This is a genomic window from Streptomyces sp. NPDC060031 (genome assembly GCF_042736805.1).
Lineage (GTDB): Bacteria > Actinomycetota > Actinomycetes > Streptomycetales > Streptomycetaceae > Streptomyces.
In genome coordinates this window covers 46,892-62,247 of sequence record NZ_JBHWVM010000010.1, presented here as the reverse complement: position 1 = coordinate 62,247, position 15,356 = coordinate 46,892, and the positions used below count along the sequence as shown (strand labels likewise).

The 15,356-nt window shown below is 73.4% G+C and carries 10 protein-coding genes; 8 read left to right on the top strand and 2 right to left on the bottom strand.

Annotated elements, in window-relative coordinates:
- Positions 1–3: 3 nt before the first annotated feature.
- From ACFWB8_RS06505 to ACFWB8_RS06495, 3 genes are all read left to right on the top strand, one after another.
- Positions 4–1,422 (top strand): NAD(P)/FAD-dependent oxidoreductase, encoded by a 1,419-nt coding sequence (locus tag ACFWB8_RS06505; RefSeq protein ID WP_385223308.1) that lies wholly within the window; start codon positions 4–6, stop codon positions 1,420–1,422.
- Positions 1,423–1,572: 150 nt separating this feature from the next.
- Positions 1,573–2,031, top strand: a complete 459-nt coding sequence (locus tag ACFWB8_RS06500) for a hypothetical protein (protein WP_385223421.1) — start codon at positions 1,573–1,575, stop codon at positions 2,029–2,031.
- 94 nt (positions 2,032–2,125) lie between these two features.
- Positions 2,126–3,931, top strand: coding sequence for a chitinase (locus ACFWB8_RS06495; protein WP_385223306.1), 1,806 nt, complete (start codon positions 2,126–2,128; stop codon positions 3,929–3,931).
- On the opposite strand, the gene ACFWB8_RS06490 is transcribed toward ACFWB8_RS06495, so the two are convergent.
- A complete protein-coding gene (locus ACFWB8_RS06490; protein WP_385223304.1) occupies positions 3,870–4,685 on the bottom strand; it encodes a phosphatase PAP2 family protein in 816 nt (271 codons plus the stop codon). The two genes, ACFWB8_RS06495 and ACFWB8_RS06490, sit on opposite strands and share 62 nt — an antisense overlap.
- 166 nt (positions 4,686–4,851) lie before the next feature.
- Positions 4,852–6,198 (bottom strand): 4-aminobutyrate--2-oxoglutarate transaminase, encoded by a 1,347-nt coding sequence (gene gabT / locus ACFWB8_RS06485; RefSeq protein ID WP_385223302.1) that lies wholly within the window; start codon positions 6,196–6,198, stop codon positions 4,852–4,854.
- Positions 6,199–6,438: 240 nt separating this feature from the next.
- Between gabT and ACFWB8_RS06480 the strand changes: the two genes are divergently transcribed.
- The 5 genes from ACFWB8_RS06480 (at position 6,439) to ACFWB8_RS06460 (ending at position 15,347) form a co-directional block, all read left to right on the top strand.
- Positions 6,439–8,562: an ATP-binding protein gene (locus ACFWB8_RS06480; protein ID WP_385223300.1), complete on the top strand. Its 2,124-nt coding sequence runs from the start codon at positions 6,439–6,441 to the stop codon at positions 8,560–8,562.
- Between the two features lie 86 nt (positions 8,563–8,648).
- Positions 8,649–10,226: a PucR family transcriptional regulator gene (locus ACFWB8_RS06475; protein ID WP_385223298.1), complete on the top strand. Its 1,578-nt coding sequence runs from the start codon at positions 8,649–8,651 to the stop codon at positions 10,224–10,226.
- Between the two features lie 184 nt (positions 10,227–10,410).
- Positions 10,411–11,856, top strand: coding sequence for an aldehyde dehydrogenase family protein (locus ACFWB8_RS06470; RefSeq protein ID WP_385223296.1), 1,446 nt, complete (start codon positions 10,411–10,413; stop codon positions 11,854–11,856).
- Positions 11,857–12,012: 156 nt separating this feature from the next.
- Complete coding sequence (locus ACFWB8_RS06465; protein WP_385223294.1) at positions 12,013–13,956, top strand: acyl-CoA dehydrogenase family protein; 1,944 nt, start codon at positions 12,013–12,015, stop codon at positions 13,954–13,956.
- 77 nt (positions 13,957–14,033) lie between these two features.
- Positions 14,034–15,347 (top strand): hypothetical protein, encoded by a 1,314-nt coding sequence (locus tag ACFWB8_RS06460; protein WP_385223292.1) that lies wholly within the window; start codon positions 14,034–14,036, stop codon positions 15,345–15,347.
- The last annotated feature ends 9 nt before the right edge of the window (positions 15,348–15,356 follow it).

The window sequence follows — 15,356 nt, the reverse complement described above, 5'->3', positions numbered from 1 at the left end:
GCCATGGCCCCAGTCGCCATGCGTAGTGTTGCGAAATCCCTTTCCGAAGCGAAGCCGGTCTCGTACTGGCTGGACGACCCCGGCAAGCCCGCCCCCCGTCCGGCGCTCACCTCCGACGAGCGGTGCGACCTGCTGGTCGTCGGAGGCGGCTACAGCGGGCTGTGGACCGCGCTGCTCGCCAAGGAGCGTGACCCCGGCCGGGACGTCGTGCTGATCGAGAGCAAGGAGGCGGGCTGGGCCGCCTCCGGCCGCAACGGCGGCTTCTGCGCCGCCTCCCTCACCCACGGCCTGTCCAACGGGCTGGCCCGCTGGCCCGAGGAGCTCGCCAAGCTGGAGGAGATGGGCGCCCGCAACCTCGACGCCATCGAGGAGGCGGTCGCCCGCTACGGCATCGACTGCGACTTCGAGCGCACCGGCGAGATCGACGTGGCCACCGAACCGCACCAGGTGGAGGAGCTCCGCGAACTCCACGAGGAGGCAGTGCGCCTCGGCCTCGCCGACGGCTCCGAGTGGCTGGACGGCGACGCGCTGCGCGCCGAGGTCGACTCCCCGACCTTCCTGGCCGGCGTCTGGGACCGCGAAGGCGTCGCCATGCTCAACCCGGCGAAGCTGGCCTGGGGCCTCAAGCAGGCCTGCCTGGACCTGGGCGTACGGATCTACGAGAACACGCGCGGCCTGAAGATGTCCGCGGTCGGCGCCGGGATGGCCGTCGAGACCCCCTACGGCACGATCCTCGCGCGCCGGGTCGCCCTGGGAACCAACATCTTCCCCTCGCTGGTCAAGCGGATCCGTCCCTTCACGGTCCCGGTCTACGACTACGCCCTGATGAGCGAGCCGCTGGACGAGGCGCAGCTGGCCGCCGTCGGCTGGAAGAACCGGCAGGGGCTGGGCGACAGCGCCAACCAGTTCCACTACTTCCGGATCACCAAGGACCACCGGATCCTGTGGGGCGGCTACGACGCGATCTACCCGTACCGGGGGAAGCTCGACTCCGAGTACGACCACCGCCCCGAGACCTACCTCAAGCTCGCGGAGCACTTCTTCACCGCCTTCCCGCAGCTGGAGGGCCTCAAGTTCAGCCATGCCTGGGGCGGTGCGATCGACACCTGCTCGCGCTTCTCGGCCTTCTTCGGCACCGCGCACTCCGGGAAGGTCGCCTACGCGGCCGGCTACACCGGGCTCGGGGTCGGCGCCACCCGCTTCGGCGCGGACGTGATGCTGGACCTGCTGGACGGCGCCTCCACCGAGCGCACCCGGCTGGCGATGGTGAAGTCCAAGCCGATGCCGTTCCCGCCCGAGCCCTTCGCCTGGACCGGGATCACGCTGACGAAGTGGTCGCTGGCCCGCGCGGACGCCCGGGGCGGGCACCGCAACCTGTGGCTGCGGACGCTGGACCGCTTCGGCCTCGGTTTCGACAGCTGATCCGCACGCGCTCCCGGCGGACACATGTGATCACGGTGTGACCCGCTTCACCGCCATGGAGTAACGAAACCCGCGTCATAGCTGCGCCCGGCCCCGCTCTCTCCCGGTGAGAACCCCTCACCTACAGGGAACGGAGGCCGGGCGATGGCGATCCCGGGTGCCAAGACGGCGGTGGAGTGGCTGGTATCGGCGGCGCCGGACCCCGACGCCTGCCGCTGGGAGTGGGAGCGCAACCCCCTCGCGGTCGCCCTCCTGCCCGCCGGCCGGCAATGGGACGTGCTGATCCTGCCGGGGGAGCTGGGGCAGGCCACCCTCGACGTACTGAACCTGCTCCTCGACCGGCCCGGTCCGGTGCTCGCCGACTTCGGCGACGCCCGGCTGGGCTTTTTCGTGCCCCCCGGCACGGCGTCCCGCTGGCTCGGCACGGGTGTACGGGGAGCGGGGCGCGGGACCTGGATGGTGGTCCCGTACCCCGGCCGGGCGACCGGCGGGGTCCGCTGGCTGGTGCTCCCGGACGGCCGGGGCACGCTGACCGATCCGGTGGTGCTGGAGCTCGCGATGCACGAGGCGGCGGCGCACGTGGTGGCACGAGAGGGCCGGAAGCCTTGACAAGGGCATTGGTCTGGACCATCTTGGGCGCCGCTGCTGCTGCTGCTCAATCCCCAGCGGCCTGGCTCCATCCCCCCACGCACCGGAGGCAGTTGTGCGCAGAGCCACGTCCCTCCTTGCGGCCGCCGCACTCGCGGTGGCCGGCTTCCTCGCCGCGGGCCCGCCCGCCGCGGCGGCCGACGCCGGCCTGATCCGCAACGGCGGCTTCGAATCCGGCCTCGACGGCTGGAGCTGCTCGGCCGGCAGCGGAGCCCCCGTCACCACACCCGTCCACAGCGGGAGTTCCGCCCTCAAGGCCACCCCGGCGGGCCAGGACGACGCCCGCTGCTCCCAGACCGTCACCGTCAAGCCGGACTCCGCCTACACGCTCGCCGCCTGGGTGCAGGGCGCGTACGCCTACCTCGGCGCGGCCGGGACCGGGACCACCGACGTGTCGGTCTGGACCCAGGCCCCGGGAGCCTGGAAGCAGCTCACGACCAGCTTCCGCACCGGCCCGTCGACGACCTCCGTGACGGTCTACACGCACGGCTGGTACGGCCAGCCGGCCCACGTCACCGACGACCTCACCCTGGTCGGCCCCGACCCCGGCGGCCCAGGCCAGCCCCGGCCCCCGGCCGCCCCCACCGGCCTGACGGCATCCGCCACCTCGTCGAGCTCGGTGTCCCTGTCCTGGGCGGCGACCGCGGGGGCCACCTCGTACAAGGTCTACCGGGACGGCGCGACGCCCCTGACCGTCACGACGCCCTCCGCGGCGGTCACCGGCCTCGCCGCGTCCACGACGTACACCTTCCAGATCGGCGCGGTGAACGCGGCGGGCGAGTCCCCCAAGAGCGCGCCCGTCTCCGCGACCACCACCAGTGGTGGCGGTGGCGGCGGCGGCCTGCCCGCGCACGCGCTCGTCGGCTACCTCCACGCGAGCTTCGCCAACGGCTCCGGCTACGTCCGCATGGCCGACGTACCCGGCTCGTGGGACGTCATCAACCTCGCCTTCGGTGAACCGACCTCGGTGACCTCCGGGGACATCCGCTTCTCGCTCTGCCCGGTCGCCGAGTGCCCGAACGCGGAGTCCGCCGCCGAGTTCAAGGCGGCCGTCAAGGCCAAGCAGGCGGCCGGCAAGAAGGTCCTGATCTCCATCGGCGGCCAGAACGGCCAGGTGCAGCTCGCGACCACGGCCGCCCGGGACGCCTTCGTCTCCTCCGTCGGCAAGATCATCGACGAGTACGGGCTCAACGGCCTCGACATCGACTTCGAGGGCCACTCCCTCTCCCTGGCCACCGGCGACACCGACTTCCGGGCGCCCACCACGCCGGGCATCGTCAACCTGATCTCGGCCGTGAAGACCCTCAAGGCCAGGTACGGCCCGGACTTCGTCCTGACCATGGCCCCCGAGACCTTCTTCGTGCAACTGGGCTACCAGTACTACGGCTCAGGCCCCTGGGGCGGCCAGGACCCGCGCGCCGGCGCGTACCTCCCGGTCATCCACGCCCTGCGCGACGACCTCACCCTGCTGCACGTCCAGGACTACAACTCGGGCTCCGTCATGGCCCTCGACAACCAGTACCACTCCATGGGCGGCGCGGACTTCCACATCGCCATGACCGACATGCTGCTCACCGGCTTCCCGGTCGCGGGCAACTCCTCCCGCGTCTTCCCGGCGCTGCGCCCCGACCAGGTGGCCATCGGCCTGCCGGCCACCACCAACGCGGGCAACGGACACACCCCGCCCGCCGAGGTGAACAAGGCGCTGGACTGCCTGACCAAGAAGGCGGGCGCCAGCTGCGGCAGCTACCAGACCCACGGCACGTGGCCCGCGCTGCGCGGCCTGATGACCTGGTCGATCAACTGGGACCGGTTCGGCTCCTGGGAGTTCTCCAGGAACTTCGACGCCTACTTCGGCTGACCGCGAGCGCGACCGCGAGCAGCAAGGGCGTACACATCAGGAGGCTGGCCAGTACGTCCAGAGGCCAGTGGAAGCCCCGAAGGACGAGCCCGACGGCCGTGGCCCCCGTGAGGACGAGGGCGGCGGCCGTCGGCCACCTCCGGCGGACGTGCGGCTGCACGAGGAGGGCCGCCGCCCCGTACGCGACGCACGCGGTCGCGGTGTGGCCCGAGGGGAAGTAGCCGGCGGCCCAGGGCTCCAGGGGTCCCGGGCGGCCGGTCCACTCCTTGAACGGGATGATCAGCGCGGGGACCGCGGCCATGGCCAGACCCGCGGCCGAGGCCCCCCGGCGATCGCCGCGCCGGACGGCGTACGCGAGGGCGAGGAGCAGGACGGGCAGCGCGACCGGGATGTTGCCGAGGTCCGAGAGGCGTTCGGTGAGCGCGTCGGGGGCGCTCCGCACGACGGCGCGGCTCAGCGCGTGATCCGGCGTCAGCAGGGGCCCCGACACCAGGACCTGCCAGGTGATCAGGGCGAAGAGGGCCGCACACAGGGCCGCGAGCAGAGCGAGGGGGAGAGTGGCCGGCCGTCCCGGAACAGGGGGGATGGTTCCGGGACGGCCGCCCTGATCGGGTCGCCGTGCGCCCCGGGGGGTTTGGGGCGGACGGCTGTCCGATCGGTGAGGAGAGTGCGCGAACGCATGCCCAGTGCGGCGCTGGGGAAGCCCGGTACTGGTGTCGCCCCCGGTTTCCCGGGAGCGGGGTGTCTCACTCATCTGCAGAAACCGTACGGCAGCGGAAGGGGGACCGACAGCAGGAACGCGCTCCCGCCATCGGCCCCCCACACGTTCTTCACAGCGTCCGACCGTTACCGGTGGTAGTGATCGCGCGCTGCGCGCGCACGTTCTAGCCTTTCGATCAGACGGCCGCTCAGGTCTCCGCTCAGATGTCCGTGCCGATGGCCGCGAACGCGGCCTCGATGAGGTCCAGGCCCTCGTTCAGCAGGTCGTCGCCGATGACGATCGGCGGCAGGAAGCGGAGCACGTTGCCGTAGGTGCCGCAGGTGAGGACGAGCAGGCCCTCGGCGTGGCAGGCCTTGGCGAGCGCGCCGGCCGCCTCCGGGAACGGGGTCTTGGAGACCGGGTCCTTGACCAGCTCGATCGCAATCATGGCGCCGCGGCCGCGGATGTCGCCGATGATCTCGTACTTCTCCTGCATGGCCGTCAGGCGGGCCTTCATGACGGACTCGATCTTCTTCGCCGCGGCGTTGAGGTCGAGCTCCTTCATGGTCTCGATGGAGCCGAGCGCACCGGCGCACGCCACCGGGTTGCCGCCGTAGGTGCCGCCCAGGCCGCCCGCGTGGGCGGAGTCCATGATCTCGGCGCGGCCCGTCACGGCGGCGAGCGGCAGACCGCCCGCGATGCCCTTGGCGGTGGTGATCAGGTCCGGGACGATGCCCTCGTCCTCGCACGCGAACCACTGGCCGGTGCGGCAGAAGCCGGACTGGATCTCGTCGGCGACGAAGACGATGCCGTTCTCGTTGGCGAACTTCACGATCGCCGGGAGGAAGCCCTTGGCCGGCTCGATGAAGCCGCCCTCGCCGAGGACCGGCTCGATGATGATCGCGGCGACGTTCTCGGCGCCGATCTGCTTGGTGATCTGGTCGATCGCCTGGGCGGCGGCCTCGGGGCCGCAGTTCTCGGCGCCGGTGGGCCAGCGGTAGCCGTAGGCGACCGGCACGCGGTAGACCTCGGGGGCGAACGGACCGAAGCCCTGCTTGTACGGCATGTTCTTCGCGGTCAGCGCCATCGTCAGGTTCGTACGGCCGTGGTAGCCGTGGTCGAAGACGACGACGGCCTGGCGCTTGGTGTACGAACGGGCGATCTTGACGGCGTTCTCGACGGCCTCGGCGCCGGAGTTGAACAGCGCCGACTTCTTCGCGTGGTCACCCGGGGTCAGCTCGGCGAGGGCCTCGCAGACCTCCACGTAGCCCTCGTACGGGGTGACCATGAAACAGGTGTGGGTGAAGTCCGCGAGCTGTGCGGAGGCGCGGCGCACGACGGCCTCGGCGGAGGCGCCCACCGAGGTCACGGCGATGCCGGAGCCGAAGTCGATCAGGCGGTTGCCGTCGACGTCCTCGATGATGCCGCCGCCCGCGCGGGCCGTGAAGACGGGGAGCACGGAGCCCACGCCGCCGGCCACAGTCGAAAGGCGGCGGGCCTGCAGCTCCTGCGACTTGGGGCCGGGGATCGCGGTGACGATGCGACGCTCCTGCGGGACAGCGGTCATAGAGGGCTCCTGGGGGGTGTTTTCGGACGCACTTGTGTCTTTGTCCGCAGGCTAGGCCCGGGGGAGGGGCTAACGCATGCTCCGTTCGGGAGTGGTGCCCGCGTGTCCTTGTCCGCGACGGCCATAGGAAGCCCCGGGCGCATGTCTTCGTGGATCACGGCCGGGCACGGGCCCAAGGCCCTGCCCGGGTACTAGATTGAGCGCCGCAGAGGCATGGCACGGGCAGGGGGCAGGGGTTTCATGGACAGCGACGGCACGCACGGCACCGACGCGAGGCGGATGCCGCGCACCGGGCACGTCCCCCGGCCCGCCGGACCGGCCGGGCCGCCGCCCGGCCCACCGCCGAAACCCGCCCACGCGCCGAGCGCCGGCCCCGCCCTCGCCGACTGGCTGCGCACCCCGCGCACCTCGGACGGGCCGGGAGTCTGGTCGTACGGACACGTGCCGCGCGCCGCCGAGGAGCCGGAGGCCACCCCGACCCGCCAGCTGGTCAGCGGGGCCCTCATCGCGCTGCTGGCCGGGCTGCTGCTGTGGTCCCTGCTGTGGAACGGCTACCTCGGCGGCTTCTGGCTCTGGCCGCTGTACATGTTCACCCCCGACTCCTGGGCCGGGACGCTCCCGTCCGTCGTGGCCGCGTACATCTGGTACGCCATCGTCGCGATCACCCTGGTGATCGGCTTCGGGCGACTCGGCCGCTGGCCCGAGCTGGCCCGGCGGGTGCTCGGCAGCCGCGCCCTGCGCGCCGCGAAGGCGGCCGTCCCGGCCCCCCGGCCGCCCGAGGCGGGCGGCCCCGACGACCCGGCCGCCTGGCCCGGGGTGCGGGGTGCCGGGCTCGTGGAGGTGGCCGAGGCGCTTGCGGCCGAGGTGGGGTCCGGGCGGATGAACGACGTCGACTACGCCCGCATCCGCCGGGCGTGGGAGACCGTGCGCGTCGACCCCTCCCGGGCGCGGGCCTTCGCCGAGGCCGTGCGCGACAAGGGCGCCGGGGCGTGCGTGCACCCGTCCGGCGCCCGCGACCTGCCCGTGCGCGCCGCCCGGCACGACCTGCTCGCCCGCCAGGTGCTGCTCGGCACCGTCGACGACGCGGCGCGCAACCCCTACCCCCGCCGGGGCGTGGGCCTCGCGCTCGACCCCGGGGTGCTCGGGACCTCCCTGCTCGCGGTGGGCCCCTCCGGCGCCGGCAAGACCCGCCACCTCGTGCGGCCCGTCGTGGAGTCCCTCGCCCTGCAGGCCCTGGCCGGCCAGGCCGCCGTCGTCGCCGTCGCCTCGGCCGGAGCGCAGCTCGGACCGGACACCGCCTTCGACGTCGTGGTCCGCGTCGGCGACCCCGACTCCGTCTACGACCTCGACCTCTACGGCGGCGCCACCGACCCGGACGAGGCCGCCACCCTGCTCGCCGAAGCCTTCGTCGGCGACATCCAGGGCATCGACGTACGCCGGGCCGCGACGGCCCTCGCCCAGCTCCTCGGCCCGTACCGGACGGCCCACGGCCGCTTCCCCTCCGTGCCCGAGCTGCGCGAACTGCTCGACCAGCTGCCCGGGCCCCTCGCCGCCCTGCGCGGCGCCCTCGAAGCCGCCGGAGCGCACGCGATGCTCCGCGAACTCGACGCGCGCGAGCGCCAGCACGGCGCCCACGGCGACCCCGGACCGGCGCTCGCCGGGCGGGTGGCGCTGCTGGACCGGCCCGCCTTCGCGGGCTTCTTCGACACCACCGGGCAGGGCAGGCCGTTCTCGCTGCGGGCCCTCGAACACCCGCTGCGCGTACGCGTCGACCTGCCCGAGCGCGGGCACGCCGACGCCTCCCGGATGCTGGCGCGGCTGCTGCTCGCCCAGTTCAACGCCTCCGCCACCGCCCGCGCCGACCGCTCGCTCTTCGCCTTCCTCGCCTTCGACGACGCCTCGTACACCCTCACCCCCGAGACCGTCCGCGGCGTACAAAGGCTCCGCTCGGCGAACGCCGGGGTGCTGCTCACGCTGCGCACCCTGGACGACGTACCCGAGGCGCTGCGCACGCCGCTGCTCGGCGCGGTCGGCTGCCGGATGGCCTTCTCCGGGGTCACCACCTGGGACGGCAAGCGGTTCGCCGAGGCCTGGGGCACCGAGTGGGTGGAGACCCGTACCGTCACCCACCGGACCGTCTTCGCCGACCAGCCGCTGACCCGGGCCATCCACGCCTTCCGCAAGCTCGTCACCGGCAATGCCGTCACCACGGACGCGGTGACCGTGCGGCAGGAGGAGCGCGAACGCTGGTCCGCCTCCGAGCTGGCGCACGCCGTGCCGCCGGGGCACGCGGTGCTGTCGCTGACCACGGTGCGCGGGGAGCGCGCGGCTCCGCTGTTGGTCCGGCTCGCGGGAACCAGCTGAGCGGACCCGTACGAGGTGGCAGAATCGAAGGGAGCCGTTCGTACGACGCGGCGAAATTCCCCCTTCTGCTAAGGCGCCTGCACCCGATGCCGCTCACCCTCGCCTCGCTCGTCCAGCACTCGGCGCTCAAACTCAGCGTCCGGGCGGGAGAGAGCCGACTCGACACCCCGGTGCGCTGGGCCCACGTCAGCGAGCTCGCCGACCCCGTCCCCTACATGGAGGGCGGGGAACTGCTCCTGATCACCGCCATGAAGCTGGACGCGGAGGATCCGCAGGAGATGCGGCGCTACGTGCGCCGGCTCGCGGCGGCGGGGGTCGTCGGCATCGGCTTCGCCGTCGGCGTCAACTACGAGGCCGTGCCCGAAGCACTGGTGGAGGCCGCGCGGGACGAGGACTTGCCGCTGCTGGAGGTGCCCCGGCGGACCCCCTTCCTGGCGATCAGCAAGGCCGTCTCGGCGGCGCTCGCGGCCGACCAGTACCGGGCCGTGACCGCCGGCTTCGAGGCGCAGCGGGAACTGACCCGGGCCGCGCTGTCCGCCGACGGGCCCGCCGAACTGCTCGCGAAACTGGCCGCGCACGTGCACGGCTGGGCCGCCCTGTACGACACCTCGGGCGCCGTCGTCGCGGCCGCGCCCGGCTGGGCGGCCCGGCGGGCGGCCCGGCTCACGCCCGACGTGGAGCGGCTGCGGGAGCGGCCCGCGCCGGCCAGCGCGGTGGTCGGGGGCTCGGAAGACCGCGTCGAGCTCCAGTCGCTCGGCACCGGGCGGCGGGCGCGGGGCGCGCTCGCGGTGGGCACCGGGGCCCCGCTGGGCACGGCCGAGCGGTACGCCGTGCACTCCGCGGTGGCCCTGCTCACCCTGACGACGGAACGTTCCCGCTCGCTGCACGACGCGGAGTCGCGGCTGGGCGCGGCCGTGCTGCGGATCCTGCTGGCCGGGGACGCGGAGCAGGCCCGGGCCGTGGCCGGGGACCTGTACGGGGCCCTGCTGGAGGCGCCGTTCCGGCTGATCGTGGCGGAGCCGGCGCTGGCGGGGACCGCGCGGCCGGAGGGCCTGGCGCTGCTCGCCGACGCGGTGGAGTCGGCGGCGGCCCGTACCGGCGAGGCGCTGCTGGTCGTGCCCGAGCCGGGGCGGCTGGTGGTCCTGGCGGGCGACGGCAGCTCCGCGGTGCAGGCGTGCGTCGCCCACGCGGAGGCGTTGGAAGCGCGGCGCGGGCTGGACGCGAGCGGGCCGGAGCCGGACGAACTGGTGATCGGGCTTTCGGCGCCCGCGGGGCCGTCGGGCGTGGCGGCCGCCTCCAAGCAGGCCGACCAGGCGCTCGCCGTGGCCCGGCGGCGGGGGCGGCCGATGGTCGAGCACGAGGACCTGGCGGCGGGATCGGTGCTCCCGCTGCTGGCGGACGACGCGGTACGGGCCTTCGCGGACGGCACGCTGCGGGCCCTGCGGGAGCACGACGAGAAGGGCCGCGGCGACCTGGTGGCGTCGCTCCAGGCGTGGCTCTCCCGCCACGGCCAGTGGGACGCGGCGGCGGCCGACCTGGGTGTGCACCGGCACACGCTGCGGTACCGGATGCGGCGGGTGGAGGAGATCCTCGGCCGCTCCCTGGACGACCCGGACGTCCGCATGGAACTCTGGCTCGCCCTGAAGACCACCACCACGCCGTAGCCGCCGCCCCTCCGGGGTCGCGGGCGCCCCCGGAGGGGGAACGCACGCGGGTGCCGCCCGCGACAGTGACAAAGCGGCGAAGGAATCGCCACCGGCGCTCCATGCCGGACAAACGCCGAATCGCCGACGGAGTCCTACGGTGGAGGGGACAAGACCCCGCACACTCCGAAGGGCCGGGATTCGCATGACTTCCACCCACGCCTTCTGGCTCGCCGGCCGCCAGGCCACCGGCGAGGACAGCTTCGACGTCCACTCCCCGTGGGACGGCCGACTGGTCGCCGCCGTCAGCGTGCCCACCGACGCGCAGGTCGAAGAGGCCGTGGCCGCGGCGCACGCCGTGACGGCGGAGTTCTCCGCGACCCCGGCCCACGTACGTGCCGCCGCCCTGGACCACGTCTCCCGCCGCCTCGCGGAGCGCACCGAGGAGATCGCCCAGCTGATCTCCGCCGAGAACGGCAAGCCCGTCAAGTGGGCCCGCGGCGAGGTCGGCCGTGCGGTGTCCGTGTTCCGCTTCGCCGCCGAAGAGGCCCGCCGCTTCAACGGCGGAGAGGCCCAGCGCCTCGACACCGACGCCGGCGGCGTCGGCCGCCTCGCGCTGACCCGCCGCTTCGTCAAGGGCCCGGTCCTCGGCATCGCGCCGTTCAACTTCCCGCTGAACCTGTGCGCCCACAAGGTGGCCCCGGCCATCGCCGTCGGCGCGCCGATCATCCTGAAGCCGGCCCCGGCCACCCCGCTCTCCGGCCTGATCCTGGGTGAGCTGCTCGCCGAGACCGACCTGCCCGCGGGCTCCTGGTCGGTCCTGCCGGTCGCCAACGACAAGATGCCGGCCCTGGTGAAGGACGAGCGCCTGCCCGTCATCTCCTTCACCGGCTCCGACACCGTCGGCTACGCCATCCAGCAGTCCGTGCCCCACAAGCACTGCACCCTGGAGCTCGGCGGCAACGCCGCGGCCGTCGTCCTGGACGACTGGTCCTCCGAGGCCGACCTCGAGTGGGCCGCGACGCGTATCGCGACCTTCTCGAACTACCAGGCCGGCCAGTCCTGCATCTCCGTGCAGCGCGTCATCGCCGACGCCTCCGTCTACGACCGCCTCGTAGAGAAGGTCGTCGCGAAGGTCCAGGCCCAGGTCACGGGCGACCCGTCCGACTCCGCCACCGACGTCGGCCCCCTCGTCTCCGAGGACGCCGCCAAGCGTGTCGAGTCCTGGGTGGACGAGGCGGTCTCCGCCGGAGCCAAGCTGCTCAGCGGCGGCAAGCGCGAGGGTGCCTCGTACGAGCCCACCGTCCTCGCCGAGGTCCCGGACGGCGTCAAGCTCGCCACCGAAGAGGTCTTCGGCCCGGTCCTGACGCTGAAGCGGGTCGAGAACACCGACGAGGCCTTCGCGGCCGTCAACGACTCGAAGTTCGGTCTCCAGACCGGCGTCTTCACGCGGAACATCCAGACCGCGTTCCGCGCCCACCGCGAGCTCGAGGTCGGCGGTGTGATCGTCGGCGACGCGCCGTCCTACCGCGCCGACCAGATGCCGTACGGCGGCGTCAAGCAGTCCGGAGTGGGCCGCGAGGGCGTGCGCTACGCGATGGACGACTACACGTACGAGCGAGTCCTGGTCCTTACGGGCCTCGACATCTGACCGAACTCGTACGGCCAAAAAGCCGACGGCCGGAGCCTACTGTGCGGGGGCTCCGGCCGTCCCCCTTTTCCCGGCGCCCCGAAACGGGTACGACTCACAGGTAGCACCGACCAGTAGCCCGGTACGACCGACTCCGGCCGCGAGGTGAGTCCCCGCATGTCCGTAACACAACCCAAGGTGACCGAGCGCGAGGCACGTCAGGTCGCGGAAGCGGCCCGGGAGCAGGACTGGCGCAAGCCCAGCTTCGCCAAGGAACTGTTCCTCGGACGCTTCCGGCTCGACCTGATCCACCCCCACCCGCTGCCCGCCGACGAGGACGTCCGGCGCGGCGAGGCCTTCCTGGCCCGGCTGCGGGCCTTCTGCGAGACCGAGCTCGCAGAAGGGCTTCCGGCCCGCATCGAGCGCGAGGCCCGGATCCCCGACGAGACCGTGCGCGGCCTCAAGGAGCTCGGCGCGCTCGGCATGAAGATCGGCACCGAGTACGGGGGCCTCGGCCTCACCCAGGTGTACTACAACAAGGCGCTCGCCCTCGCCGGCTCGGTCAGCCCGGCCATCGGGGCCCTGCTCTCCGCCCACCAGTCGATCGGCCTGCCGCAGCCGCTGAAGATGTTCGGCACGCAGGAGCAGAAGGACGCGTACCTGCCGCGCTGCGCCACCACCGCCATCAGCGCCTTCCTCCTCACCGAGCCGGACGTGGGCTCCGACCCGGCCCGGCTGGCCACCACGGCGGTCCCGGACGGCGAGGACGCGTACGTCCTCGACGGGGTGAAGCTCTGGACCACCAACGGGGTCGTCGCCGACCTGCTCGTGGTGATGGCCCGCGTCCCCGAGAGCGAGAACCACCGGGGAGGCATCACCGCCTTCGTCGTCGAGGCCGACTCGCCCGGCATCACCGTCGAGCACCGCAACGCCTTCATGGGCCTGCGCGGCCTGGAGAACGGCGTCACCCGCTTCCACCAGGTACGGGTCCCCGCCGGCCAGCGCATCGGCGCCGAGGGCGCCGGACTCAAGATCGCGCTGACCACCCTCAACACCGGCCGGCTGTCGCTGCCCGCCATGTGCGTCGGCGCCGGGAAGTGGTGCCTGAAGATCGCCCGCGAGTGGTCCGGCGTACGGGAGCAGTGGGGCCGCCCGGTCGCCCGGCACGAGGCCGTCGGAGCGAAGATCTCCTTCATCGCGGCCACCACCTTCGCCCTCGAAGCCGTCGTGGACCTCGCCTCCCAGATGGCCGACGAGAACCGCAACGACATCCGCATCGAGGCGGCCCTCGCCAAGCTGTACGGCTCCGAGATGGCCTGCCTGATGGCCGACGAGCTGGTCCAGATCCGCGGCGGGCGCGGCTTCGAGACCGCCGAGTCGCTGGCCGCGCGCGGCGAGCGGGCCGTCCCGGCCGAGCAGATGCTGCGCGACCTGCGCATCAACCGGATCTTCGAGGGCTCCACCGAGATCATGCACCTGCTGATCGCCCGCGAGGCCGTGGACGCCCACCTGTCGGTCGCCGGCGACCTCATCGACCCCGAGAAGGACCTCGCAGACAAGGCCAAGGCGGGTGCCCGCGCCGCCGGGTTCTACGCCCGCTGGCTGCCCAAGCTCGCCACCGGAGCGGGCCAGGTCCCCGGCACCTACCGCGCCTTCCACCCCGCCGGCCACCCCGACCTCGCCGCCCACCTTCGCTACGTCGAGCGCGGCTCGCGCAAACTCGCCCGCTCGACCTTCTACGCCATGTCGCGCTGGCAGGGCCGGATGGAGACCAAACAGGGCTTCCTCGGCCGCATCGTCGACATCGGCGCCGAGCTCTTCGCGATGAGCGCGGCCTGCGTCCGCGCCGAGCACCTGCGGGCGACCAGCGACCACGGCCGCGAGGCCTACCAGCTCGCCGACGCCTTCTGCCGGCAGTCCCGGCTGCGCGTCGAAGAGCTCTTCGGCCGGCTCTGGGACAACACCGACGAGCTGGACCGCAAGGTCGTCGCCGGAGTCCTGTCCGGCACCTACACCTGGCTGGAGGAGGGCGTCCTCGACCCCTCGGGCGACGGCCCGTGGATCGCCGACGCGGCCCCCGGCCCCTCCACGCACAAAAACGTGCACCGTCCCATCCGCTGACCTGCGATCATCGCCAGTCATAGGACGGATGTACGAGTACGAGTACGGAAGCTGGGCGGACAGGGATGTCGACGGCCGTGGAAGACCGGAACAGCCGGCGGCTGGCCTGGTGCGTGGCGCACGTGCTGCGCCACGCACCGGACCACATCGCCGTCGCCCTGCTCGACCGGCTCGAGTGGCCGGCCCGCAAATACCTGTGCCGCGACGAATGGCTGCCGGCCTCGGCCGTCACCCTCCTGCTGCGCCACGGCGGCGAAGCCGAACGGCGCTACATCGCCCGCAACCCCCGCGTCGTCGGACGCCCGCTGCCCGGCCTGCCCGGACCCACCCGGTACTCCCGCCGCCGGACCCCGCCCGAGCTGCTGCCCCAGCTCCGCGCGGAGCTGGGCCGCGACCCCGCCGACGGGCCCCTCACCGGCGAGGAACTCGTCCGGCTGCTGCGCCGGCACGGCACGCACCGGCCGCGCGTCCCGCTCGACATCCTCGCCCTGCCGAACGAAGCCGAACCGGGCCTGCTGCGGTTCGAGCACGCCCTCGAGCCGCTGCCGCCCGGCTCGATCGAGGCCCTGCTGCTCCGCGGCGGCCTGCCGCTCGGCGTCTGCCGGGGACTGCTCGACCTGAGCACGGCCCGGTCGTACGGACCCTCCTGGTACCGGCCCGCCGTCCGCGCCGTCCGGATGGGCCTGCTCACCCAGGCCGAGCTCGTCGCCGACGTCCGCCCCGCCCACCTCGCGCTGCTGCTCGCCGACCTCCCCGCGGCCGACGGCCTGCGCTGGACCCTCCCCGAACTGGCCGGGATGCGCACGGCCCTGCGCCGCGCCCTGGCCCCGCTGGGGGACGACCCGCGGCTGTGGGCCGAGCTGCTCCGCCACGCCCACACCTTCCGCGGCCCACTCACCGAGCTCGTGGCCCGGGTGGGGTACGCCTCGCTGCCCGAGCCCCCGGACGGGCCGCCCGTGCCCGGGCTGGACCGGGCCGTCGGGCGCCTGGCCCCCACCGCCGAGGAGCCCTCCGGGGACGTGGAGCGCGAACTCGCCCTGGCCAGCCTCGCCGTACCCATGGAGACCGTCCAGGAGGACATCCGCTGGGTGCGGGACTGCCTGGACCGTGGCCTGCTGACCGGCGCCGACGTGGTCCGCCACAAGCTGCCCGCCTGCTGGGCCCTCGACGAGGACCACTGGCTCGGTGACATCGACCACCCCGACCGGCACGACCGGCCCGCGGCCGTGCTCGCGGCGCGCGCCGAGGCGGACCGGCTGTTCGCGGTGGCCCTCGGCGACGACCCGGACGCCTGGTGGCGGGTCGCCCGGACGCTCCCGGACTTCGCCGGAACGCTGCCGCACCTGCTGCTGCGCGTCACGGACGGGGGCTCCGTGTCCGAGCGCCCGTGACGTGAGGCA

Excerpts from the sequence above, each read along its gene's own strand:
- ACFWB8_RS06505 (WP_385223308.1), top strand. The coding sequence starts at position 4 with ATGGCCCCAGTCGCCATGCGTAGTGTTGCGAAATCCCTTTCCGAAGCG.
- ACFWB8_RS06490 (WP_385223304.1), bottom strand. The coding sequence starts at position 4,685 with ATGAGTGAGACACCCCGCTCCCGGGAAACCGGGGGCGACACCAGTACC.
- gabT (WP_385223302.1), bottom strand. The coding sequence starts at position 6,198 with ATGACCGCTGTCCCGCAGGAGCGTCGCATCGTCACCGCGATCCCCGGC.
- ACFWB8_RS06480 (WP_385223300.1), top strand. The coding sequence starts at position 6,439 with ATGGACAGCGACGGCACGCACGGCACCGACGCGAGGCGGATGCCGCGC.
- ACFWB8_RS06475 (WP_385223298.1), top strand. The coding sequence starts at position 8,649 with ATGCCGCTCACCCTCGCCTCGCTCGTCCAGCACTCGGCGCTCAAACTC.
- ACFWB8_RS06470 (WP_385223296.1), top strand. The coding sequence starts at position 10,411 with ATGACTTCCACCCACGCCTTCTGGCTCGCCGGCCGCCAGGCCACCGGC.
- ACFWB8_RS06465 (WP_385223294.1), top strand. The coding sequence starts at position 12,013 with ATGTCCGTAACACAACCCAAGGTGACCGAGCGCGAGGCACGTCAGGTC.